Annotated in this window: 26 protein-coding genes; 3 read left to right on the forward strand and 23 right to left on the reverse strand. The window is 67.7% G+C overall.

The window, feature by feature from the left end; genetic code table 11:
• Positions 1-24: 24 nt before the first annotated feature.
• Both ACFOSH_RS32665 and ACFOSH_RS32670 read right to left on the reverse strand, forming a co-directional pair.
• Entirely contained in the window at positions 25-798 is a 774-nt protein-coding gene (locus tag ACFOSH_RS32665; protein WP_378243514.1) for an enoyl-CoA hydratase-related protein, read from the reverse strand.
• Positions 771-1,757: a GlxA family transcriptional regulator gene (locus tag ACFOSH_RS32670; RefSeq protein WP_378243516.1), complete on the reverse strand. Its 987-nt coding sequence runs from the start codon at positions 1,755-1,757 to the stop codon at positions 771-773. Before ACFOSH_RS32670 ends, ACFOSH_RS32665 begins: the two co-directional genes overlap by 28 nt.
• A gap of 72 nt (positions 1,758-1,829) precedes the next feature.
• On the opposite strand from ACFOSH_RS32670, the gene ACFOSH_RS32675 reads away from it, so the two are divergent.
• Positions 1,830-2,390, forward strand: a complete 561-nt coding sequence (locus ACFOSH_RS32675) for a cysteine hydrolase family protein (RefSeq protein WP_378243518.1) — start codon at positions 1,830-1,832, stop codon at positions 2,388-2,390.
• Positions 2,391-2,437: 47 nt separating this feature from the next.
• Here ACFOSH_RS32675 and ehuA read toward each other — a convergent pair whose 3' ends face one another.
• The 6 genes from ehuA to ACFOSH_RS32705 form a co-directional block, all read right to left on the reverse strand.
• Positions 2,438-3,202: an ectoine/hydroxyectoine ABC transporter ATP-binding protein EhuA gene (gene ehuA / locus ACFOSH_RS32680; RefSeq protein WP_378243597.1), complete on the reverse strand. Its 765-nt coding sequence runs from the start codon at positions 3,200-3,202 to the stop codon at positions 2,438-2,440.
• Positions 3,203-3,209: 7 nt separating this feature from the next.
• Positions 3,210-3,866, reverse strand: coding sequence for an ectoine/hydroxyectoine ABC transporter permease subunit EhuD (gene ehuD, locus ACFOSH_RS32685; RefSeq protein WP_378243520.1), 657 nt, complete (start codon positions 3,864-3,866; stop codon positions 3,210-3,212).
• Positions 3,866-4,561, reverse strand: a complete 696-nt coding sequence (gene ehuC, locus ACFOSH_RS32690) for an ectoine/hydroxyectoine ABC transporter permease subunit EhuC (RefSeq protein ID WP_378243522.1) — start codon at positions 4,559-4,561, stop codon at positions 3,866-3,868. Before ehuC ends, ehuD begins: the two co-directional genes overlap by 1 nt.
• Positions 4,562-4,574: 13 nt before the next feature.
• Positions 4,575-5,468, reverse strand: a complete 894-nt coding sequence (ehuB, locus tag ACFOSH_RS32695) for an ectoine/hydroxyectoine ABC transporter substrate-binding protein EhuB (protein ID WP_378243524.1) — start codon at positions 5,466-5,468, stop codon at positions 4,575-4,577.
• Positions 5,469-5,585: 117 nt separating this feature from the next.
• On the reverse strand, positions 5,586-7,607 hold the full coding sequence (locus tag ACFOSH_RS32700; protein WP_378243526.1) for a protein meaA: 2,022 nt from the start codon (positions 7,605-7,607) through the stop codon (positions 5,586-5,588).
• An 81-nt stretch (positions 7,608-7,688) separates the two neighbouring features.
• Positions 7,689-8,237: a hypothetical protein gene (locus ACFOSH_RS32705; protein WP_378243528.1), complete on the reverse strand. Its 549-nt coding sequence runs from the start codon at positions 8,235-8,237 to the stop codon at positions 7,689-7,691.
• Between the two features lie 316 nt (positions 8,238-8,553).
• Here ACFOSH_RS32705 and ACFOSH_RS32710 point away from each other — a divergent pair, with 316 nt between their 5' ends.
• Positions 8,554-9,180 (forward strand): LysE family translocator, encoded by a 627-nt coding sequence (locus ACFOSH_RS32710; protein WP_378243530.1) that lies wholly within the window; start codon positions 8,554-8,556, stop codon positions 9,178-9,180.
• On the opposite strand, the gene murA is transcribed toward ACFOSH_RS32710, so the two are convergent.
• A complete protein-coding gene (gene murA / locus ACFOSH_RS32715) occupies positions 9,177-10,451 on the reverse strand; it encodes a UDP-N-acetylglucosamine 1-carboxyvinyltransferase (RefSeq protein ID WP_378243532.1) in 1,275 nt (424 codons plus the stop codon). The two genes, ACFOSH_RS32710 and murA, sit on opposite strands and share 4 nt — an antisense overlap.
• Before the next feature lie 61 nt (positions 10,452-10,512).
• On the opposite strand from murA, the gene ACFOSH_RS32720 reads away from it, so the two are divergent.
• On the forward strand, positions 10,513-11,085 hold the full coding sequence (locus ACFOSH_RS32720; protein WP_378243534.1) for a cob(I)yrinic acid a,c-diamide adenosyltransferase: 573 nt from the start codon (positions 10,513-10,515) through the stop codon (positions 11,083-11,085).
• 79 nt (positions 11,086-11,164) lie between these two features.
• On the opposite strand, the gene ACFOSH_RS32725 is transcribed toward ACFOSH_RS32720, so the two are convergent.
• The 14 genes from ACFOSH_RS32725 to ACFOSH_RS32790 form a co-directional block, all read right to left on the reverse strand.
• The gene (locus tag ACFOSH_RS32725; RefSeq protein WP_378243536.1) at positions 11,165-11,317 is read right to left on the reverse strand and encodes a hypothetical protein; all 153 of its coding nucleotides are present in this window, start codon (positions 11,315-11,317) and stop codon (positions 11,165-11,167) included.
• A gap of 99 nt (positions 11,318-11,416) precedes the next feature.
• A complete protein-coding gene (gene aroA / locus ACFOSH_RS32730; RefSeq protein WP_378243538.1) occupies positions 11,417-12,652 on the reverse strand; it encodes a 3-phosphoshikimate 1-carboxyvinyltransferase in 1,236 nt (411 codons plus the stop codon).
• Positions 12,653-12,684: 32 nt separating this feature from the next.
• Positions 12,685-13,119, reverse strand: coding sequence for a DUF2550 domain-containing protein (locus ACFOSH_RS32735; protein WP_026466921.1), 435 nt, complete (start codon positions 13,117-13,119; stop codon positions 12,685-12,687).
• 25 nt (positions 13,120-13,144) lie between these two features.
• Positions 13,145-13,510, reverse strand: coding sequence for a F0F1 ATP synthase subunit epsilon (locus ACFOSH_RS32740; RefSeq protein ID WP_093938091.1), 366 nt, complete (start codon positions 13,508-13,510; stop codon positions 13,145-13,147).
• A 114-nt stretch (positions 13,511-13,624) separates the two neighbouring features.
• The gene (atpD, locus tag ACFOSH_RS32745; protein ID WP_378243541.1) at positions 13,625-15,052 is read right to left on the reverse strand and encodes a F0F1 ATP synthase subunit beta; all 1,428 of its coding nucleotides are present in this window, start codon (positions 15,050-15,052) and stop codon (positions 13,625-13,627) included.
• On the reverse strand, positions 15,052-15,990 hold the full coding sequence (locus tag ACFOSH_RS32750) for a F0F1 ATP synthase subunit gamma (RefSeq protein WP_378243543.1): 939 nt from the start codon (positions 15,988-15,990) through the stop codon (positions 15,052-15,054). Before ACFOSH_RS32750 ends, atpD begins: the two co-directional genes overlap by 1 nt.
• 11 nt (positions 15,991-16,001) lie before the next feature.
• Complete coding sequence (gene atpA / locus ACFOSH_RS32755) at positions 16,002-17,639, reverse strand: F0F1 ATP synthase subunit alpha (RefSeq protein WP_378243545.1); 1,638 nt, start codon at positions 17,637-17,639, stop codon at positions 16,002-16,004.
• Positions 17,640-17,692: 53 nt separating this feature from the next.
• Entirely contained in the window at positions 17,693-18,514 is an 822-nt protein-coding gene (locus ACFOSH_RS32760) for a F0F1 ATP synthase subunit delta (RefSeq protein ID WP_378243547.1), read from the reverse strand.
• Between the two features lie 6 nt (positions 18,515-18,520).
• Positions 18,521-19,078, reverse strand: a complete 558-nt coding sequence (locus ACFOSH_RS32765) for a F0F1 ATP synthase subunit B (protein WP_378243549.1) — start codon at positions 19,076-19,078, stop codon at positions 18,521-18,523.
• A gap of 33 nt (positions 19,079-19,111) precedes the next feature.
• The gene (locus ACFOSH_RS32770) at positions 19,112-19,366 is read right to left on the reverse strand and encodes an ATP F0F1 synthase subunit C (RefSeq protein ID WP_378243551.1); all 255 of its coding nucleotides are present in this window, start codon (positions 19,364-19,366) and stop codon (positions 19,112-19,114) included.
• 61 nt (positions 19,367-19,427) lie between these two features.
• Positions 19,428-20,222 (reverse strand): F0F1 ATP synthase subunit A, encoded by a 795-nt coding sequence (atpB, locus tag ACFOSH_RS32775; protein WP_378243552.1) that lies wholly within the window; start codon positions 20,220-20,222, stop codon positions 19,428-19,430.
• Positions 20,223-20,601: 379 nt separating this feature from the next.
• Positions 20,602-21,057 (reverse strand): hypothetical protein, encoded by a 456-nt coding sequence (locus ACFOSH_RS32780; RefSeq protein ID WP_378243554.1) that lies wholly within the window; start codon positions 21,055-21,057, stop codon positions 20,602-20,604.
• Between the two features lie 56 nt (positions 21,058-21,113).
• A complete protein-coding gene (locus ACFOSH_RS32785) occupies positions 21,114-22,265 on the reverse strand; it encodes a glycosyltransferase family 4 protein (protein ID WP_378243556.1) in 1,152 nt (383 codons plus the stop codon).
• A gap of 88 nt (positions 22,266-22,353) precedes the next feature.
• Complete coding sequence (locus ACFOSH_RS32790; protein WP_378243558.1) at positions 22,354-23,004, reverse strand: L-threonylcarbamoyladenylate synthase; 651 nt, start codon at positions 23,002-23,004, stop codon at positions 22,354-22,356.
• Positions 23,005-23,107: the final 103 nt, after the last annotated feature.

Genomic DNA, 23,107 nt, shown 5'->3' on the forward strand with positions numbered 1-23,107 from the left:
CCCACCCGCGCGTGCGGAGCGCGCTCAGTCGGGCCAGACCGGGGAACGCTTCTCCAGGAAAGCCGCCATGCCCTCCCGCGCCCCGGGAAGCTGCGAAGCCGAGGCCATCACCTCCAGCGCCAGCGCGTAGGCGTCGGCCTCGGGCCGGTCCAGCTGCGCGTAAAGGGTCTGCTTCCCCATCGCCTTGCTCGCCCGGCTCCCCCGCGTCGCGCGCGCCAGCAGCGAAGCGACGGCTTCGTCGAGCGAGTCGTCCGGGACCACACGGTTCACCAGGCCCCAGTCCAGTGCGGTCGCGGCGTCGACGACGTCGCCGGTGAGCGCCAGTTCCATCAGCCGTTTCCGCCCGATCGAGCGGGCGACCGGCACCGCCGGGGTGTGGCAGAACCAGCCCGCCTTGCCGCCGGGCAGGGCGAAGCCGGCGGACTCGGCGGCGACGGCGAGGTCGCAGGTGGCCACCAGCTGGCAGCCCGCGGCGGTCGCGAGTCCGTGCACCCGCGCGACGACGACCTGCGGCACCGACTGCATCGTGCCCATCAGGTCGGTGCACAGCCGCAACAGCTCACGCACGCCCATCAGGTCTCGCGCGGCGACGTCGCCGAAGTCGTGTCCCGCCGAGAACACCGGCCCGGCACCCGCCAGGACGATCCCGGTGGCGTCGGTCGCCCCGGCTTCGCGGAACGCCGCGAGCAGTTCGGCGAGGTGGTCCGCCGACAGCGAGTTCCGCCGCGCGGCGCGGTTCATGGTGATGGTGACGGTGTCGCCGTCCCGCTTCACGAGGATGTGCTCGTACTCGGCCATGCTTCGACGGTAACCGACCGGAAGGTCCGGCGATACGAATCGGGCCCGACGCCGACGTCGGCCCGGAGCCGTCGCCGCAGGTTGGCGGCGGTGCCGAGGCCGGAGCGCTGCGCGACCCGCTCGACCGGGAGCTCGGTCGTCTCCAGCAGGCGCCGCGCGAGCCGGACCCGCTGCGCGCGCAGCCAGCGCCCCGGCGTCACCCCGGTGGCCGCCGCGAACTCGCGATGAAAGGTCCGCTCGCTGAGCCCGGCATGACCGACCAGGTCGTCGACGCCGATGTCGTCGGCGATCCGCTCCAGCGCCCAGTCCATTGTGGACGAAACGCTCGGCCGCGACGGCTTGGGCGGCAACGGGTTGTCCACATACTGCCGCTGCCCGCCTTCCCGCGCAGGCGGCATCACGAGCCGCCGGGCGAGGGCGGCCGCGACCTCGGCGCCGTGGTCGCGGCGCACCAGGTGCAGGCAGAGGTCCAGCCCGCCGACCACGCCGGCGGACGTCAGCACGTCACCCTCGTCGGTGAACAGGACGTCCCGCTGGACGACGGCGTCACGAGCGGCGTTTTCGAGGGCGTCCAGCAGCCGCCAGTGTGTGGTGACGGACAGGCCGTCGAGCAGCCCGGCCGCGGCGAGGGTGAAGGCGCCGGAACACAGCGACGCCACGGTGATCCCGGCCCGGTGCGCCTTGCGCAACGCGGCGACGGCGGCCGCGGGCACCTCGGCGTGCGGATCGACCCTGCCGGGTACGAGGACGAGATCGCAGCCCACCAGTCCGCTCAGCCCATGGGTCGCCTCGACCTGGCCGAACGGGTGGATGGCGACCCGCTCGCGACCGGGCGCGCAGAGCCGGACCTCGAAGGGGCCGATGCCGCTGTCGGTCCGGTCCACGCCCCAGACCTCGCCGATCACGCCCAGATCGAAGGACCGGCTGCCCGGCAGGAGGAGCACACCCACGGTTCGCATGGCAGAAAAGTACCGCATCGCGCGTCTTCTGCCACTCCCTCGCCGGCCGCCACGGGAACGAGACTCGTAGCCATGACCACTGAAACCAAGGCCCTGCTCGTGATCGACGCCCAGCGCGGCTTCGACAAGCCCGTCTGGGGTCCCCGCAACAACCCCGGCGCGGAGGCCAACATCAAGGCGCTCGTCGACGCCTGGCAGGAGCGCGGACTGCCGATCGTGCTGGTGCACCACGACTCCGTGAAGCCCGGTTCGTCGCTGCAGCCAGGACAGGAGGGCAACCACTTCAAGCCCGAACTCGACGGTGTGCGCGCGGATCTGGTCTTCGGCAAGAAGGTCAACTCGGCCTTCCACGGCGACGTCGACCTCGACGGCTGGCTGAAGACCCGCGGCATCACCTCGTTCGTACTCGCCGGGATCCAGACGAACTTCTGCTGCGAGACCACCGCGCGCGTCGGCGGGAACCTCGGCTACGACGTGACTTTCGCGCTCGACGCCACGTTCACCTTCGACCTCGCCGGGCCGGACGGCGGCGTCCTGACCGCCGACGAGCTGTACCGGGCGACCGCGACGAACCTGCACGGCGGCGGGTTCGCCACGGTCACCTCGACGAAGGAGATCCTGAGCGCCTCGTGAGTGGTGAGGACGGTCAGAACCGTCTCACCACTCACGAGACCAACGGCTCACGCGCGGTCGATCACGGCCTTCAGGAACCGCCGCGTCCGGTCGTGCTCCGGGTCGTTGAACAGCTTCTCCGGCGCGGCGTCCTCCAGCACCTGTCCCTCGTCGAACATCATCACCCGATCCGAGACGTCCCGCGCGAACTGCATTTCGTGCGTGACACAAAGGATCGTGATGTCGGTGGACGTCGCGATCTCGCGCAGCACGCGCAGGACGTCGGCGACCAGTTCCGGGTCGAGCGCCGAAGTCACCTCGTCCAGCAGCAGCACGTCCGGCCGCATCGCGAGCGCACGGGCGATCGCGACGCGCTGCTGCTGGCCGCCGGAGAGCCGCGTGGGGTGCGCGTCCTTCTTGTCCGTGAGCCCCACCATTTCCAGCAGTTCGACGGCCCTCGCCTCGGCCTCGTCCCGCGAGACGCCGAGCGAGTGGATCGGCGCCTCGGTGATGTTGCGCAGCACGTTCATGTTGGGGAACAGGTTGAACTGCTGGAACACCATGCCGATCCGCTTGCGCACGTCCCGCAGGTACTCCTCGTCGGCGGGCACCAGTTTCTCGTCGCGCTTCAAGTGGCTCAGGTAGTCGCCACAGACCTCGATGGTGCCGCCGTCGACCTTCTCCAAGGTCATCAGCAGCCGCAGGATCGTCGTCTTCCCGGACCCGCTCGGCCCGATCAGCGAGACGAATTCCCCCGGTGCGACGGTGAAATCGAGGTCGCGCAGCACGACGTGGTCGCCATAGGACTTGACCACCTGCGAGAACCGGATCATCGGGGAATCAACTGTGGGCGGCACGTCGCTCCAACCTTCTCACCAGAATCGAAGCCGGCAGGCTCACCAGCAGGAACAGCACCCCGGCCAGGGTGTACGGCTCGATGACACGGAACGTTTCGGCACCGACCTCCTTCGCCCTCGCCAGGACGTCGACGACGCCGATCGCCAGTAGCAACGGGGTTTCCTTGAACATCGAGATCGTGTAGTTGCCGAGCGCGGGCAGCACCCGCGGGACGGCCTGCGGCAGGACGACCGCGGTCCACACGCGGGACCTCGGCAGGTTCAGCGCGGTCGCGGCCTCCCACTGTCCTTTCGGGACGGCCTCGATGCCGGCCCGGTAGACCTCGGCCGCGTAGGTCGCGTAATGCACGCCGAGTGCCACCACACCGGTGACGAACGGCGACATCGTGAACCCCGTCAACGGTGGCACGACATAGAAGATCGCGAACACCTGGATCAGCAACGGCGTGCTGCGGACGAATTCGATGAACAGCCGGACCGCCTGGGACAGCACGGGAATCCCCGAGCGGCGGATCAGCGCGAACACCAGGCCGAGCGCGTACCCGACCACCGAGGCGAGCAGGGTGATCTCGACGGTGACGAGAAGCCCGTCCAGCAGCAGCGGAATCGAATTCGCGGCCGCTTCCCAGCTCCAGTCCATCACACACCTCCCGCGGTGGCCGTCATCTTGGCCGGAGCCCGGCCGAGGCGCCGGGCCGCGAGCCGTTCCATCAGCCGCATCCCGCTGGTGATCAGCAGCGCGAGCAGGAGATAGAGCACGAGTTCGGTGCCGTAGATCCAGCCGAGGTCGGCACCGAACACCGGCCGCAGCAGTTCACCCTGGCGCGCCATCTCCGGAACGGCGATGAACGACAGCAGGGCGGTGCTCTTCAGCAGTTGGATGAACAGGTTGTTGAACGGTGGCAGCATCTCCGCGAACGCCTGCGGCAGGATCACCCGCCGCATCCGCTGGGCGGGCGTCAGGTTGAGCGCGATGGCACCCTCGAACTGCGCCCGTGGCACGGAATTCACCGCACCGCGGACGATCTCGGCGCCGTAGGCCCCGTGGTTGAGCCCCAGCACCAGGATCCCGGCGAACAACGGCACGAGCTGGAACCCGATCAGCACCGGAAGGACGAAGTAGAGCCAGAACAGCTGGACGACTTCCGAGGTGCCGCGGAAGATTTCGACGTAGACGCGGGAAATCCCGCGAACCAGCCGGGACGGCGATCTCAGCGCGAGCCCGGCGACCAGGGAGAGCACCACGGTGAGCGCGATCCCGCCGAGCGTGGCGGTGACGGTCGCGGTCAGTCCACTGAGGACGGACGTGATGATGTGCGATACCGACGACGACATGACGTCAGCCCCGTTACACCGCGCAGAGTTTCTCGGTGGTGACGTCGGCCTTCGGCAGGTTGTCCGCCGAGAACCCGAACGGCGTCACGATCTTGGTCCATTCGCCGCTGTCGTGCAGCTTCTTGAGTTCGGCGTCGAACGCCTCGCGTAGAGGATTGTCGTCCTTGCGGAAGACGAACGCGCCGGCGGAGACGACCGGCTGCCCGTTCTTGATCGGGTCGAAGCCCGGCGTCACCTCCGCCGCGGCACCCGGGCTCTTCGCCAGGACGTCCTTGAGCGAGATGTCGGTGAGCGCGGCGCAGTAGACCCGGCCGTCGGTGACCGCGCGGAGCATGTTGTCCTGCGAATCGAGGGTGACGATCTGGTCTTCGGCGACACCGGAGTCGGTGGCGTACCCCTTTTCCACGGCCGCCGAGAGCACGGCGACCTTGACCTTCTTGGCCGCGATGTCCTCGAACTTCAGCACCTGCTGCGGATTTCCCCTGGGTACCAGCAAAGCCGTCAGCGCCGAGTAGTCGGGGATCGAGAACGCCGCCGCGTCGCACCGCTCCTTCTTGATGTTCATCCCGGCCGCGACGATGTCGTACTTCCTGGCGTTGAGCGCGGGGATCAGCTGGTCGAAGGAGACCGCTTCGGCTTCCACGTTGTCGATGCCCATGGCCTTGAAAACGGCGCGAGCGACTTCCGGTGCCTCACCGGTGACCTTGCCTCTCTGATCAGTGAATCCGTAAGGCGCTTCGTTCGCGATTCCGATCTTGATCTTCTTCGCGTCCTTGGCCGCTTGGAGCGCGTCACCGGAGGACGTCGATGTGCACGCGGACAACAGAACCGGACCGCCGATCGTCACCGCCCCCAGCACCGCGGACCGCCGGAAGAATTCCCGCCTCGACCACTCGCCGTGCGCCATAGCCGCACCTCTTTTCGATTAATCGGTTTAATCGAAACGTAGGTGGGTACCTTTGCCCGGGCAGCGTGAGCGGGTGACGAACCATCCGCCGTTACGGTACCGAGATTTACGGTGACTTTACGTGCTCAGACCGTGGCGCTCCCGCACCAATCCGACAATTCCGTCCATGATGTCGGTGAGCTCGTAGTCCTTCGGCGTGAACACCTTCGCGATTCCCCGCTCCAGCAAGAGCTTCTCGTCGTCGGGCGGGATGATGCCCCCGACGATGACCGGGATGTCGCCCGCGCCCGCGGCCCGCAACCCGTCCACGACCTGCGGCACGACCTCGAGATGCGAACCCGAGAGCACCGAAAGACCGACCACGTGCACGCCCTCCTGGACGGCGGCCGCGACGATCTGTTCCGGCGTGAGCCGGATGCCCTGGTACACCACCTCGAAACCGACGTCGCGCGCCCGGACGGCCACCTGCTCGGCACCGTTGGAATGCCCGTCGAGACCGGGTTTGCCGACCAGGATCCGCAGCCGCTCACCGATCTCGGTGCTCGTCGACTTGACCCTGTCGCGGACACGGCGGATCTCCGCGTTGCCCTCGCCCGCGGCCGCCGAAGCGGAAACCCCGGTGGGAGCGCGGTATTCGCCGTAAACCTCGCGCAGCGCGCCCGACCATTCACCGGTGGTGACCCCGGCACGGGCGCAGTCGATCGTGGCCTCGAACAGGTTTTCCGACGTCTTCGCGACGGCCTTCAGCTTTTCCAGCGAAGACTCGGCGGCCGCGTGGTCGCGGTTCTCCCGCCATTCCTCGATCGCGGCGACGGCCTGCTTCTCGACGGCGGGGTCGATCGTTTCGATCGCCTTGGCGCCTTCGGCCTGCAGCGGGGAGGGCTCGGTGGTCTCGAACTTGTTGACCCCGACCAGGATCCGCTCGCCGTTCTCCATGCCGCGCCGCAACTCCGCGAGCGAGGCGACGAGCTGGGACTTCATGTAGCCGCTCTCGACGGCCGCGACAGCGCCGCCGAGATCCTGCACCCGCGCGATCTCCTCGCGCGCGCCCGCCATGATCTCGTCGACCTTGGCCTGGATGACGTGCGAACCGTCGAAGATGTCCTCGTACTCCAGCAGGTCGGTTTCGAACGCCAGCACCTGCTGCATCCGCAGCGCCCACTGCTGATCCCACGGCCGGGGCAGGCCGAGCGCCTCGTTCCAGGCGGGCAGCTGGATCGCGCGGGCCCTGGCACCGCGGGAAAGCGAGACCGCGAGCATCTCCAGGACGATGCGCTGGACGTTGTTCTCCGGCTGCGCCTCGGTCAGGCCCAGCGAGTTGACCTGAACGCCGTAGCGCAGGCGTCGCGCCTTGGGATCCGTTACACCGTAACGATCCCGGGTGATCTCGTCCCAGAGCGCGGTGAACGCGCGCATCTTCGACAGCTCCTCGACGAACCGCACCCCGGCGTTGACGAAGAACGAGATCCGCGCGACCACCTTGGCCATGTCCGCCTGCTCGACCTGCCCGGAATCCCGGACCGCGTCGAGGACGGCGATGGCGGTGCACAACGCGTACGCGACCTCTTGCGTCGGCGTCGCGCCGGCTTCCTGCAGGTGGTAGCTGCAGATGTTGATCGGGTTCCACTTCGGCACGTGGTGCACGGTCCACGCGATCATGTCGGTGATCAGGCGCAGACTCGGTCCCGGCGGGAAGATGTAGGTGCCGCGGGAGAGGTATTCCTTGATGATGTCGTTCTGCGTGGTGCCGGTGAGTTTGGCGAGCACCTCGTCCACGTCGCGGCCCTCGGCCTCGGCCTGCTCGCGCGCCACGGAGACGTAGAGCGCCAGCAGCCACATGGCGGGCGCGTTGATCGTCATCGACGTGTTGGCCTCGGCGAGCGGGATGCCGTCGAAGAGGCGCCGCATGTCGCCGAGGTGCGAAACCGGGACGCCGACCTTGCCGACCTCACCCTTGGACAGCTGGTGGTCCGGGTCGTAGCCGGTCTGCGTGGGCAGGTCGAAGGCGACGGAGAGACCTGTCTGCCCCTTGGCGAGGTTGCGCCGGTACAGCTCGTTGGACGCGGCCGCGGACGAGTGGCCCGCGTAGGTCCGCATCACCCAGGGGCGGTCCCGCTCACGGTCCGTGGGATAGGGCACGGTACACCTCCGGCACTGGACGACCGTCTGAGTGTACCGGCCGGTAACATCACTCGCGCAGTTGAATTGCACACAGTCGGGTCATTCTCCGACGGCGTGGACCTCCGGGGGCTGCTGACGCTGTCGTGCCTCGTCCACGGCTTTCGCGAGCTTTTCCCGCACCTTCGCCACTTCGCTGACACCCACAAGGATGACCGGTGGCTTCGCCGACGCCCAGGTCAGCACGCCGAGCCTGCCGAACGTGATCGTCCCGGTCTTGCCGGGCCCCGGGGTGACGACGGGATCCGCGAGTCCGGCCAGCTCCGCGGACTCCTCCTTGCGACGGACCAGCGAACTGGTCGCGATCACCCTGCCGTCGGTCACGGCGTAGGTGGTCGAGGCGAGCCTGAGAGAGCGGATCAGCGGCCTGCCGACGAGAAGGGACAAACCCGCGACGGTGAGCACGGCCCACGCGGCTTTGAGGAACGCCGTCCCGTGGTTGCCGGAGAAGAACAGCGTCACGCCGCCGAGCCAGAGCAGGCCGAAGGGAACGTTGAAGTAGTCGCCGGGATTGAAGAGAGGCCTGCGCACCGGGTGCCCGGCCCAGATGACCCGTTCGCCTGGAAGGAGGTCGATCTGCCCCTCATGCATGGCATCGCACCCTACCCGTCGTTCCCGGGAGGGCGCAGTGGCCGATCGTCGGTCGCACGACGGTCCACCGGCGCTACCGCTTGCCCCGCGTGGGTCGTGAGTGGCGATTCGGGTCAGGGCCAAGAGTGTCATAGGTACCTACCGGGTTCTGGCTGCGCTTGACCCCAGTCCGTGAAGGCCTCCTTGCCTACCCTGACGGTAGTGAAGGAGCCCTTCACTACCGTCAGGATCGCCCCGGCCCAGTGCCACCCGCGACCGGCGACTGTGACCGAAATCCGCGAGACTCGCCCACGCCCGGCGGCTAGCGTGAAGGACCGTGACTTGGAGTTCGTACAGCAGCTATCTGCTCATCGTCGTCCTGATCGTCCTCGCGCCGGGGCCGGACACGATGGTGATGCTCAAGAACTCGCTTTCCGGCGGTACCCGCGGCGGTTTCCTCGCCACGGCGGGGATCTTCGTCGCCAACTCCGTCCAGGGCACCGCCGCCGCGCTCGGTCTCGGCGTCGTCATCTCGCAGTCGCAGCCGGTGTTCGTGACGCTCAAATGGGTCGGCGCCGCCTACCTGGTCTTCCTCGGTTTCCAGGCGCTGCGCGGCGCCTGGCGGGGCGACTACTCCGGCGTCTCGGCGGTGAAGCAGCACCGGACGAGCGGGTTCCGCCGCTTCCGTGAAGGCTTCCTCTCCAACATCACCAACCCGAAGGTCCTCGTGCTGTACCTGTCGGTGCTGCCGCAGTTCCTCGATCCCGTGACGACCTCGGCGTGGGACGCGCTGCTGCTCGCCTACACCGTCGCGGTGCTGGGCGCGATCTGGCTGCTGACGCTGCTGTTCTTCGTGCACCGCGTGCGGACCTGGCTGGAACGCCGCAAGGTCCGCCGCGCGCTCGACGGCGTCACCGGAACCGCGCTGGTCGGTTTCGGCGCTGCTTTGGCGCTGGAAAGCTAGGCGCGCTCGGGCTCGCCCGCGACGCGCTCGATCCGGGCGCCGAGCCGGTTCAGGTTCTCCACGAAATGCGGATAACCGCGGTCGATGTGGAAGACGTCCCAGACCTCGGTGACCCCGTCCGCGCACAGCCCGGCCAGCACCAGCCCGGCGCCGGCGCGGATGTCCGCGGCCCACACCGGAGCGCTCGAAAGCTTCTCGACACCCCGGACGACGGCGTGGTGCCCGTCGGTGCGCGCGTCGCCGGAAAGCCGCATCATCTCTTCGATGAACCGGAACCGGGCCTCGTAGATGTTCTCCGTGATCATCGAGGTGCCTTCGGACACGGCCGACAGCGCCACCGCGAACGGCTGCAGGTCGGTCGCGAAGCCGGGGTACGGCAGCGTCACCCAGTCGACGGCCTTCGGGCGCTCGTTCTGGACGATGCGGAAGCCCTCGCCGTCGAACGTCTCGACCTCGGCGCCCGCCAGGCGGAGCTTGTCGAGGACCAGGTCGAGGTAGTGCGGGTTGACGCCGCGGACGGTCAGGTCGCCCCGGGTCATCGCGGCGGCGAACGCCCAGGTCGCGCCGACGATCCGGTCGCCGATCACGCGGTGCTCGGTGGGGTTCAGCTTCTCGACGCCCTCGACGGTGAGGGTCGAGGTGCCGGCACCTTCGACCTTCGCGCCCATCTCGGTCAGCATCTTGCAGATGTCGACGATCTCGGGCTCGCGCGCGGCGTTGTCGATGACCGTGGTGCCCTCGGCGAGCACAGCGGCCATGAGGATGTTCTCGGTGGCGCCGACGCTCGGGAAGTCCAGCCAGATCTGCGCGCCGCGCAGGCCGTCGGCCTTCGCCACGACGCAGCCGTGCTCGATGGTGCTGGTCGCGCCCAGCTTGCGCAGGCCGTTCTGGTGCATGTCCAGCGGCCGGGAACCGATGGCGTCACCGCCCGGCAGCGCCACGACGGCCTGCTTGAGCCGCCCGACCAGCGGGCCCAGTACGCACACCGACGCGCGCAGCTTGCCCATCGCGGCCGAATCGGCCCGGTGCGACAGCTCGGCCGGAGTGGTGATCTTGGCGGTGTCGCCGTCGATGACGACGTCGCAGCCGACGCTGCGCAGGACGTCGCCCATCAGCGGGACGTCCAGGATCTGGGGGCAGTTCGTGATGGTCGTCGTACCCTCGGCCAGCAGTGCCGCGGCCATCAGTTTCAAGACGCTGTTCTTGGCCCCGACCACGTCGACCTCGCCGACCAGCCGTGCTCCGCCGTGCACGTCGAAGTGCTCGCTCATGGGCGCCAATCATGCCCTCTCGCCCGGATTTGCCTTACGCCGGGCCGGTAGAGTCGGCTTCATGGTCGTTCGCATCAACCGCGTGTACACGAAGGTCGGCGACAACGGCACCACGGCGCTCGGCGACGGCTCCCGCGTGCCGAAGACTTCGCCGCGGCTGTCCGCGTACGCCGACGTCGACGAAGCCAACTCCGTCATCGGGCTCGCGCTCGCGATGGGCGGACTGTCCGAAGAGATCACGCAGGTGCTGCGTGGGGTGCAGAACGATCTCTTCGACGTCGGCGCGGACCTGTGCGCGCCGATCGTGGAGAACCCTCCGTACGAGCCGCTGCGGATCACCGAGCGGTACATCGAGCGGCTGGAAGGCTGGTGCGACGAGTTCAACGAGCGCGTGCCGAAGCTGACGTCGTTCATCCTGCCGGGCGGTACCCCGGGGGCGGCGTTCCTGCACCAGGCCCGCACTGTCTCGCGGCGGGCGGAGCGGTCCGGCTGGGCGCTGTTCGAGGCCGAACAGGCCACGACGAACCAGCTGGCGATCAAGTACCTGAACCGGCTTTCGGACCTGCTGTTCATCCTGTCGCGGCTGGCGAACCCGGACGGCGACATCCTGTGGCAGCCCGGCGGCGCGAGCTGAAGGCGACTTTCCCCGCGTAAGACGCAGCGAAGGACGCTTTCCCCCATCTGATGCGGGGAAAGCGTCCTTCAGCGCACGTTCAGCCCTGTTCCTGTGCCGCCCAATAGCGCTCGAGGTCGACGTCGGGCGTGCCGTCCTTGCCCGGGTCGATCGCCTTCATCGTGATCGTGTCCTCCATGGACACGGACTCGGGAAGGTGGCTCCAGCGGTTCGTGTCCTCGCTCTGAGTCATGGACCGAGAATAGACGTGGATCACGTTCGAAGCCCGGTAGAAATGCCGCTTCGTGATGATCCCATGTTTTCCCGGACGGCATTCAGAGGGCGAAATGCGTCAGAGGCCCCAGGAGGCACGGAGCGCGGCGAGAGCGTCATGGAACCCCGGGAAGGTCTTCTTCACGCAAGCCGGGTCGTCCAGCGTGATCCCGGGCGTGCGCAGCCCCGTGACGCTGAACGCCATCGCGATCCGGTGATCCCGCCGGCACTTCACCAAGGCCCCCGTCGGCGCACCCGGCTGGATCTCGATCCAGTCCCGTCCGGTCTCGACCGCGACACCCATCGCGCGCAGGTTCTCCTCGCACGCGGCCAGCCGGTCGCATTCCTTGATCCGGGTGTTGTAGACGTCCTCGATCCGCACCGGCCCGTCCGCGAACGGCGCGATGGCCGCGAGCGTCGGCACCGTGTCGGAGATGTCGCGCATGTTCACCGTGACGCCGCGCAGCCCGCCCGTCCCGCTCACGGTCACGGCGTCCGCGCCGATCTCGACGTCCGCGCCCATCTGCCGCAGGACCTCGACGAACTGCAGGTCGCCCTGCAGCGCCCCGGTCGAAAGCCCCTGGATCGTCACCGACTGCCCGGCCAAGGCCGCCGCCGCGAAGAAGTAGCTGGACGTCGAAGCGTCGGGCTCGATCTCGTAGTGGCAAGCCTGGTATGGCGTGGGCGGCACGACGAACGTGTCGCCGTCCCGGACGACCTCGACGCCGAAGCGCCGCATCATCGCGATGGTGATCTCGACGTAGGGCACCGAAACGAGGTCCGTCACGGTGATCCGCAGTCCCTCCGCGGTCAGCGGCCCGACCAGCAGCAACGCGGTCAGGAACTGCGAGGACAGCCCCGCGTCGAGCGTCAGTTCGCCGCCCTTGATCCCGGCGGCCCGCACCACCAGCGGATGGTGACCCGGTGAGCCCTCGAAGGTGAGGTCGACGCCCAGTTCGAGCAGCGCGTCGGTGAGCGGCCCCAGCGGCCGGGCACGCATCTGTTCGGACGCGTCGAAGCGGAAGGTCCCGTGCCCGGCTGCGGCCAGGGCGGGCAGGAAGCGCGCGGTGGTGGCACCGTCACGGCAGAAGACGTCGGCGCTGTCGGAGGCGGGGCCTTCCGGCCTGCCGGCGATGGTCCACTCCGACTCGGAGCGGGACACCTGATAGCCGAGCTTCAGGAGGCCTTCGGCGAAGCCCTCGGAGTCGTCCGAACGCAGCGGCCTGCTCAGCACGGTCGTACCGTGGGCGGCGGCCGCGAGGAACAGGCCTCGGGCGGTGATCGACTTCGAACCGGGGATGTCGACGATGGTCACGGCGTGAGCATACGACGTGCCGCGGAACCGATTCAGGAAGCGCGTGGGAGGCGCCGGCCCGGAGGAGCGGACTCGAGCCAGGAAAGGAAGCCGGTGAGGGCGCCGGGGCCCATCGCGATCTCGATCGCCTCCTGCGTGGCGGACTCACACCGCAGGACGATCGAACCTTCGGGGACGGCGTACGCCTCCGTGCCGGAGGGGTCGCGCCGGTCCGCGATCTCCATGCTCGCCCGCTGGAAGACCCGGTCCGGGCCGGTCCGCAGGCTCCACACCCGGAACCAGACGAACTCGTCGCCCTCGTAGCGGCCCAGCCCCAGATGCCAGCTGGACCGCGCCTCGTCCGGACGCCACCGAAGCGCGACACTCACGCCTCCGCCGCGGCGCATCCGGACCCATCGCAACGCGTACCAGGCCACGACGACGGCCAGGATGGTCAGGGCCCCGAGAACTCCCACGGCGATTTCCACGGCCCGGCCCCTGCCCCTCGCCCGGTCAGACTGACTGACCGGCCGCGCGGAGCTGGGCGGTCGCCCTAGCCCGCTCTTGCTCGTCTTCGCCGCCCAGCGCCTTCTTGGCCGCCTCGACGTCGATCTCGTCCGAAAGCTCAGCGCTCTCGGCGAGGATGCTCACGCCGGTCGCGGTGACCGACAGGAAACCGCCGTGCACCGCGGCACACACGGTCTCGCCGTCCGTGGTCGTCACTTTCACGACGCCACCCTCGACGAGCTGGCCCAGAACCGGCTCGTGACCGGCCATGATGCCGATCTCGCCCTCGGTGGTCTGAGCCACCACGAACGTGGCGGTACCGGACCACAGACGGCGCTCGACGGCTACCAGCTCGACAGAAATCTCAGCCACGTAGCTTCCCTTCACCTCAGGTGCTGGCACCGAGTGTAATAGTCAAACGTTCCGCTATGCGAACGACGGGACCAGCGTCCACAGTAGACACTGATCCCGCCGCTCGTCGGAACATCACTTCTTGGTGATTTCCTTGTACTTCTTCTCGAGGTCTTCGAGGCCACCGATACCCAGGAACGCCTGCTCCGGGTAGTGGTCGAAGTCGCCCTTGGTGATGCGGTCGAAGGACTCGATGGTCTCCGACAGCGGCACGGTCGAGCCCGGGATCTGCGTGAACGCCTCGGCGACCAGCATGTTCTGCGACAGGAACCGCTCGATGCGGCGCGCGCGCTGAACGGTCAGCTTGTCTTCTTCCGAGAGCTCGTCCATACCGAGGATCGCGATGATGTCCTGCAGTTCCTTGTACTTCTGCAGGATCCGGATGACCTCGGAGGCCACGCGGTAGTGGTCCTCACCGACGATGGCCGGGTCGAGAATGGTCGACGTCGACGCCAGCGGGTCCACCGCCGGGAAGATGCCCTTCTGGAACACGCCACGCGAAAGCTCCGTGGTGGCGTCCAGGTGGGCGAACGTCGTCGCCGGGGCCGGGTCGGTGTAGTCGTCCGCGGGGACGTAGATCGCCTGCATCGAGGTGATCGAACGACCACGGGTCGAGGTGATCCGCTCCTGGAGCTGCCCCATCTCGTCGGCCAGCGTCGGCTGGTAACCCACGGCCGAAGGCATGCGGCCCAGCAGGGTCGACACCTCGGAACCGGCCTGGGTGAACCGGAAGATGTTGTCGATGAAGAGCAGCACGTCCTGGTTCTGCACATCGCGGAAGTACTCCGCCATGGTCAGCGCGGACAGCGCGACCCGCATACGGGTGCCCGGTGGCTCGTCCATCTGACCGAAGACGAGGGCGGTGTCGTTGATGACGCCGTCCTCGGACATCTCCAGGAAGAGGTCGTTGCCCTCACGGGTGCGCTCGCCGACACCGGCGAACACCGAGGTACCACCGAAGTTCCGGGCGACACGGGTGATCATCTCCTTGATGAGCACCGTCTTGCCGACGCCGGCACCGCCGAACAGGCCGATCTTGCCACCCTCGACGTACGGGGTCAGCAGGTCGACGACCTTGAGGCCGGTCTCCAGCATCTTCGTCTTGCCTTCGAGCTGGTCGAAGGAAGGCGGGTTGCGGTGGATGCCCCAGCGCTCGAGGTCCTCGCCGTAGCCGGGCTCGTCGAGGCACTCGCCGAGCGCGTTGTAGACGTGGCCCTTGACCTTGTCGCCCACCGGGACGGTGATGGGGCCACCGGTGTTGGTGACCTCGGCGCCACGCACCAGGCCGTCCTGCGGCTGGAGCGAGATGGTGCGGACGAGGTTGTCACCGAGGTGGCTGGCGACCTCGAGGGTCACCGTCTTGCGCAGCTGCTCGAACTCGATTTCGACCTTGAGCGCGTTGAACTGGTCGGGAACGGCACCGCGCGGGAACTCGACGTCGACGACCGGGCCGGTCACCGAGACGATGCGCCCCTTGGCACGCGGGGTTTCAGTACTGGTCATCAGTCATCACTTCCTGCAGCGGTGAGCGCGTCCACGCCACCAACAATTTCGCTGATCTCCTGGGTGATCTGCGCCTGGCGGGCCTGGTTCGCCTCCCGCGTCAGCGTGTTCACCAGTTCGTTCGCATTGTCCGACGCGGCCTTCATCGCGGTCCGGCGCGCGGCGAGTTCCGACGCGGCCGACTCGAGCATGGCCGCGAAGATCCGCGTGTTGATGTACTTCGGCAGCAGCGCGGAGAGCAGCTTTTCGGCACTGGGCTCGAACTCGTAGCTCGGGAGCAGGCTTTCGGGCTTTTCCTCTTCGTCCTCGGTGTACTCGACCTCGAGCGGCGCGACGCGCTTGGCGATCGGACGCTGGGTGAGCATCGAGACGAACTCGGTGTAGACGACGTGGATCTCGTCGACACCGAGGATGCCGTCGGCGTTGCCCGCCTCGTCGTCGGCGCCGTTGAGGAACGACTCGACGATGAGCTCACCCGCACCCGCGGCGTTGACGTAACCGGGCTGGTCGGAGAAACCCGTCCAGCCTTCGGTCACCTCGCGGCCACGGAAGCGGTAGTAGCTCAGGCCCTTGTTGCCGGTCACGTACAGCACCGGCTCCTTGCCCTGCTGACGCAGCAGGGTGAGGAGTTCCTCGGTCGCCTTCAGCACGTTGGAGTTGTACCCACCGCACTGACCCTTGTCGCTGGTGATCACGAGGACCGCCGCGCGCTTCGGGTTCGCGCGCTCGACGAGCAACGGGTGGTCGAGGTTCGACGACGCGCTGGCCAACGCGGAGAGCACGTTCGTGATCTCGTCCGCGTAGGGCCGGGACGCCGCGACCTTGGCCCGCGCCTTGGTGATGCGCGCCGTCGCGATGAGCTCCATCGCCTTGGTGATCTTGCCGATGGACTTGGTCGCCTTGATACGCGACCGGAGTTCTCGGAGTTGTGCGGCCATGAGCTACCAGCTCACTTCTTCGGTGCGGGCTTGTTGACCTTGACGGTCTCCTGCCCGACCTTCTCGGCGGCCATCGCGTCGGAGACCTCGACCAGGCTCTTGCCCTCGGAGGTGGTGAACTCCTTCTTGAACTCGTTCACCGCGTCGACCAGCCCGGAAGCGGTCTCCTTGGAGAACTTGCCCGACTCGCGGATGTCCTTGAGCAGTTCGCCGTGCTTACGGCGAGCGGAGTCGACGAACTCGTCGCGGAAGCGGCGCACGTCCTCGGTCGGAACCGTGTCGAAGTGCCCCTTCGTGCCCAGGTACACCGTGACGACCTGCTCCTCGACCGGGATCGGGGAGTACTGCGGCTGCTTGAGCACCTCGTACAGGCGGACGCCGCGCTCGAGCTGCGCCTTCGACGCGTCGTCGAGGTCCGAAGCGAAGGCCGCGAAGGCCTCCAGCTCGCGGTACTGCGACAGGTCGATCCGGAGCGAACCCGAAACGTCCTTCATCGCCTTGACCTGCGCGGCACCACCCACGCGGGAAACCGAGATACCCACGTCGATGGCCGGGCGCTGACCGGCGTTGAACAGGTCCGACTGGAAGAAGCACTGACCGTCGGTGATCGAGATGACGTTGGTCGGGATGTAGGCCGACACGTCGTTCGCCTTGGTCTCGATGATCGGGAGACCGGTCAGCGAGCCCGCGCCCAGCTCGTCCGAGAGCTTGGCGCACCGCTCGAGGAGACGGGAGTGCAAGTAGAAGACGTCGCCGGGGAAGGCTTCACGGCCCGGCGGGCGACGCAGCAGCAGCGAGATCGCGCGGTAGGCGTCGGCCTGCTTGGTCAGGTCGTCGAACACGATGAGGACGTGCTTGCCCTCGTACATCCAGTGCTGGCCGATGGCCGAACCGGTGTACGGCGCGATCCACTTGAAGCCGGCGGAGTCCGACGCGGGGGCCGCGACGATGGTGGTGTACTCCATCGCGCCGGCGTCCTCGAGGGACTTCTTCACCGCGGCGATCGTGGAGCCCTTCTGGCCGACCGCGACGTAGATGCAGCGAACCTGCTTCTTCGGGTCGCCGGTCTCCCAGTTGGCCTTCTGGTTGATGATCGTGTCCACCGCGACGGCCGTCTTACCGGTCTTGCGGTCACCGATGATCAGCTGACGCTGGCCACGGCCGATCGGGGTCATCGCGTCGATCGCGGTGATACCGGTCTGCAGCGGCTCGGCCACCGGCTGGCGCTCGACCACCGAAGCGGCCTTGACCTCCAGCGGGCGACGCTCGGTGGTCTCGATCTCGCCGAGGCCGTCGATCGGGGCGCCCAGCGGGTTCACCACGCGGCCGAGGTAGCCCTCGCCGACCGGGACCGAAAGGACCTGGCCGGTGCGCTTGACCTGCTGGCCTTCGACGACGGTCTCGAAGTCACCGAGGATCGCGGCACCGATGGAGCGCGCGTCCAGGTTCAGTGCGACGCCGAGGACCCCGCCGGGGAACTCGAGCAGCTCGTTCGCCATGGCCGAGGGAAGACCCTCGATGTGGGCGATACCGTCACCGGCGTCGACGACGACGCCGACCTCTTCCCGGCTCACGTCCGGGGCGTAACTCGAGACGTAGTTCTCGATCGCGCTACGGATCTCATCCGAGGAGATCGTCAGCTCCGCCATTTCAATCCCGCTCTCGCTTCGTTCGTGCCAGTGTGCAAAGTCGTTGTTGTGGGTCAGCCGGCCAACCGGCGACGCAGGGCGTCGATGCGCCCCGCGGTGCTGCCGTCGATGACCTCGTCCCCGACGCGGACCACGAGTCCGCCGCCGAGCTTGGGGTCCACCTCGACGTGCAGCGCGAGCTGCCGCCCGTAAAGGGCGTTGAGCTTCTCGCTCAGCCGAGCCTGCTGCTCGTCGGACAGCGCGCTCGCGCTGGTCACCTGGGCGACCGAGCGTTCACGGCGTTCCGCGGCCAGCTGGACCAGCCGCTCGAGTGCGTTGGCGACCCCGCGGCCCTTGGCGCGCAGGACGACCTGCTCGACGAGGGTCTCGGTGACCACGTCCACCTTGTCGGCGAACAGGTTGCGGACGAGAGTCCGCTTCGCTTCCGCGGGGGCTGTCAGGTCCGACAGCGCCCTTTCGAGCTCCGGGGCTCCCGCAACGATACGAGTGACCCGGAACAGCTGGTCTTCGACAGCGTCGATGTTCCCGGACTTCTCCGCACTGGTGAGCAGCGCCGAGCGGCCGAGGGCTTCGAGCCCGTCGGTCAATTCGCGCGGGCTCGACCAGCGGCTGCCCGCCACGGAGTCGAGCACCTGCAGGGCCGGTTCGGAAACCTTGCCCGCGAGGATCCCGCGGACGAGGCCGATCCGGGCTTCGGGCGAAGCCGAACCGTCGGCGACGGCCCGGCGAAGGCCGATCTCCCGGTCCAGCAGGGCGACGACCGAAAGCAACTCGTCGCCGACCGTCGCCGGGTCAGTACCCGCGGCGGCCAGAACCTCGCCGAGACGATTCTCGGCGAGGTCGAGCGCTTCACGGCTCGCAGCATGCAGCGTCATTCTGGTCTACTTTCCCGCTCCGTTGGAGGCACCCGCGGTCTCCAGCTCGGCAAGGAACCGGTCCACGGTGCCGTGACGGCGCGCGTCGTCCGCGAGCGACTCGCCGACGATGCGGCTGGCCAGCTCGACGGAGTTACGGCCGAGTTCGGCGCGCAGCTCGGCGATGATCTGCGCCTTCTGGGCCTGCAGCTGAGCCTGGCCCTGGGCGACGATGCGCTGGGACTCGGACTCCGCCTCGGCCCGCAGCTCCGCCTTGATCTGCTCGGCTTCGAGCCGGGCGTCGTCGCGGATCTTCGCTGCTTCGGAACGGGCTTCCGCCAGCTGCGCCTTGTACTGCGCGAGGTTTTCTTCGGCTTCGGCCTGCGCCTTCTCGGCCCGCTCGATGCCACCCTCGATCAGCTTGGTCCGCTCCTCGTACGCCGCCTCGAAACGCGGGACGACGTACTTCTTCAGAACGAACAGCAGCAGAAGGAAGGCGATGAACCCGAGGATGAGCTCGGGAACGTGCGGCACGATCGGGTTGGGCACCTCTGAGGAGGCCAACACCAATTCGGTCTTCAGCACAACGTCTCCTTAAGCGATGAGCGAAACTCAGCCCTAGGCGGAGGCGAGGAAGTAAATGACGATACCGATCAGCGCCAGAACCTCGGTCAGAACGAAGGTCGAGAAGGCGATGCTCTGCAGCTTGCCCTGGGCCTCCGGCTGACGGGCGGTGCCGTTGATGACGGCGGCGAAGATGAGACCCACACCGATACCGGGGCCGATCGCGCCGAGGCCGTAACCGATGGCGGCGAGACCCGGGTTGATGTTGCCAGCGGCCTCTGCAGCCTGCGCAAGAACGATGTTGCTCACGTGCGTTTCCCTTCAAACTCGGTCCGCGCGACTCACGCGGATCGGGGGCTTTTGGTGTTTCTCAGTGCTCCGACGCCAGCGCGGCGCCGATGTACCCTGCGGACAGCAGTGCGAAAATGTATGCCTGCAGGACCTGGATGAATGCCTCCAGGAAGGTCATCGCGATGGCGAACAGGAACGCCACCGGCGACGCGACCTTGACCAGGCCTTCACCGTCCGTCAACAGGAAACTCCCGCCGAGCGTGAAGACCATGATGATGAGGTGCCCGGCGAACATCGCCGCGAAGACTCGGATGGCCAGAGTGGCCGGTGCGATGAAGAACTTCTGCGCGAACTCGATGGTGGAGTACAGCGGCAGAACGAATCCGGGAATACCCGCCGGCGCCAGTTCCTTCTTCAGGTAACCCTTGAAGCCGTGGCGTTTGAACCCGACGTAGTGGTACACCGGGTAAACGACAAGGAACGCGAGAGCGACCGGGAAACCGATCCGCGCCATGGTCGGGAACTGGAAGAGCGGGATGATCCCGAAGAGGTTGTTCACCAGCACGAAGCTGAAGAGACCGAGTACAAGCGGGATGAACGGCTTGAAGTCGGCAGAGCCGATCTGCTCACGCGCGATGTTGTTGCGGCCGAAGTTGTAAAGCGATTCGGCCATGAACTGTCCCTTGCCGGGGACGACCTTCAACCGGCGAGACGTCACCATGAAGTAGGTGACGAGGATGATCAGGGAGATGACCACCAGCAGCATCGGCTTGGTGAAAGCAAACCAACCGGAACCGAACAACGGCGGTAGGTTGAAGTCTTTGACGCCAGGCGGCGCGAACTCCGCACCCTCGGCTAGTACCAGCGCGCCCACTGGGCTCCTTCCGGTTCTCCCGGCCGGCGTTCACTCCGCCGGGGGAATCGTCACGATCTGGACTTAACGTACCCGACACGTATCGGGTCGTCGGAGGCGGCCACCCCACGATGTGCTGAACACGGTTTCACGTTCCGCACACGAGGATCTCGATGCAGCGCTCCCGGGAGACAGACGCCTACCAGCGGGTAATGAGGGACGATTCAACACCGTCGCCACACTGCTGTTCGGGGTTCGTCATCAGGAGCCGGCAGCCGAGGCCGCCGCCCATACGCGGACCATATCAGCAGGATAGGACGCGCCGTACAGGCGTACTACATTGCCACCGATCGGCCGAGGACCTAGGTCCCGTCCCAGGTCAGGACCTCGGTCCCGCCGGTCAGTGGGAGGCGGGGATGATCGTCGGGATCTTGGTCTTGCGGAACGCCGCGAACTCCACCGCGGCGGCCAGGAGAATCGCGACGATCATGGTGACGCCCAAGGCCATCGGGTGGATCGAGTCCACTCCGCGAAGCACGCTCAGCGCCGCGAAAAGAAGGATGAGCTTGAGTACGTAACCACCGAGAGCGATCACCATCACGAACATCGGGTCCATGCCCGCGCTGAAGCGCATAAGGCCCAGCGTCGCGACCGCGGACCCGAGGGCGAGCACGCCGCCGATGACCGAGCCGAGCAGCCCCGGCTGTCCTTTGAGGATGGTGAACACCACGATGCAGATCAGCACCGCGGGCGGAACCAGCTTCAGGGATGCCTTCATCATCGCGTTGGCCGCCTGCAGAACCACCTTGGCGTGGGGGTTTTCCTCCGCCTCGACGGTCTTCTCGGTCTCGCTCACAGAAAACTCCCTGGTCGTCTCAACCGACCAGTGTAGGACCGTGCCGATCTAGCCTGTCAGGCGGTCCGGTTCCGCGACCGCAGCCGGGGGATGACCGACACCAAAGTCGCCAGCAGGAAGCCGAATCCGACAATCCAGAAAACCGCCGCGTCGTCGAACAACGTCACCGAGACGGCGCCGAACGCGAGCAGGCCGGCCCACAAGTAGATGAGCAACACCGCGCGGCGCTGCGAATGCCCGATCTCCAGCAGGCGGTGGTGCAGGTGCATCTTGTCCGCGGCGAACGGGCTCTCGCCGCGACGGGTACGGCGGATGACCGCCATGATCAGGTCGAGCAGCGGCACGAACAGCACCGCGGCGACCACGACGAGCGGCGAGAGAAGCGCGAGCGCGTCCTTGCCGCTGAACTGCGGGTACGGCACGCGGCCCGACGCGGACGTCGTCGCGCCGGCCAGCATGAGGCCGATCATCATCGAGCCCGAGTCGCCCATGAAGATCTTCGCGGGCTGGAAGTTGTACGGCAGGAAACCCAGACAGGCCCCGGCGAGCGTGGCCGCGATGAGGGCGGGCGGGTACGCGCCGACGTCGCCGCCGGAGGAGTCGAGCAGGCCGAGCGAGAACGAGCAGGTCGCCGCCGCGGCGATGAAGCCGAGACCGCCGGCGAGCCCGTCGAGGCCGTCGACGAAGTTCATCGCGTTGACCATGACGACCACCAGCACGACGGTCAGCAGCGCGCCCTGGTTCTTGTCCAGCACCAGCACCTGGCCGAAGGAGTCGCCACCGCCACCCCACGGCACCCAGAACGACACCCACTGCACGCCGAAGATCACCAGGATCCCGGCACACATGACCTGACCGGCCAGTTTCGTCCAGGCGTCCAGTTCGAACCGGTCGTCGAGCGCACCGATCAGGGCGATCACCCCGGCGGCCAGCAGGACACCCAGCGAGTCGAAGGAGAAGTCGAAGCCGCGGCTCAGCGCGGGCAACTGGTGCGCGAGCCCCATCGCGGCGGCGACGCCGAGGAAGATGCCGATGCCACCCATCCGCGGGATCGGGGTGACGTGGACGTCGCGGGCCCGCGGGTTGGCGATCGCGCCGATCCGGATGGCGACCCGGCGCACCACGCCGGTGAGCAGGAAAGTAACGGCCGCCGCGGTGAGGGCGACGAGGATGTACTCCCGGATCGGGAGGCCTTGCGTAGGAGGCATGGTGCGTTACGCCGCCGAGGTCCAAGTCACTCGAACACGCTACCGCGCTGGGGGGATACGGCGGTCAACGGTCCTGGCACTCGTGAAATCAGGCCAGTGACTCCGCGGGCACTCCCAGTACTTCCGCGATCGCGGCACGGCTGACCGCGCCCTCCCGCAGGACGACCGGGTCGTCGCCGGTGAGATCGACCATCGAGGACGGAACGGCCTCACCGGTGGACCCGCCGTCGAGGTACACCGCGACGCTGTCGCCGAGCTGGTCGACGGCCTCCTGCGCGGTGGAGGCGGGCGGGCGACCGGAGACGTTGGCGCTGGAGACCGCCATCGGGCCGACGTCGCGCAGCAGCTCCAGCGCGACCGGGTGCAGCGGCATGCGCAGCATCACCGTTCCGCGTGACTGGCCGAGGTCCCACTGCAGGCTCGGCGCGTGCGGCAGGACGATGGAGAGATCGCCGGGCCAGAAGGCCTCGATGAGCGCGCGGGCCTGCGGCGGCGTGCCGAGCACCAGTCCGTCCACAGTGGACCAGGAGCCGACCAGGACGCCGACCGGCATGTCCGGGCCGCGGTTCTTGGCCCGCAGGAGGGACTGGACGGCGCCGCTGTCGAAGGCGTCCGCGCCGATGCCGTAGACCGTGTCGGTCGGGAGGACCACCAGGCGGCTGGAGCGCACCGCGCTCGCCGCCGCGGCGAGCCCGTCGGCCCGGGATTCACGCTTGCTGCAGTCATACACCGCGCTCATGGCTGGTGAGCGTAGTCCTGTGGCGTTTCGGAGCTCGCGAAGGTGCCCGTCGCCGCGTGAAGGACCCCTTCAGGCAAGTCGGCCTTCGCGCCGCGGTGGGGCG

The sequence above is a fragment of the Amycolatopsis speibonae genome (assembly GCF_042647925.1).
GTDB lineage: Bacteria > Actinomycetota > Actinomycetes > Mycobacteriales > Pseudonocardiaceae > Amycolatopsis > Amycolatopsis speibonae.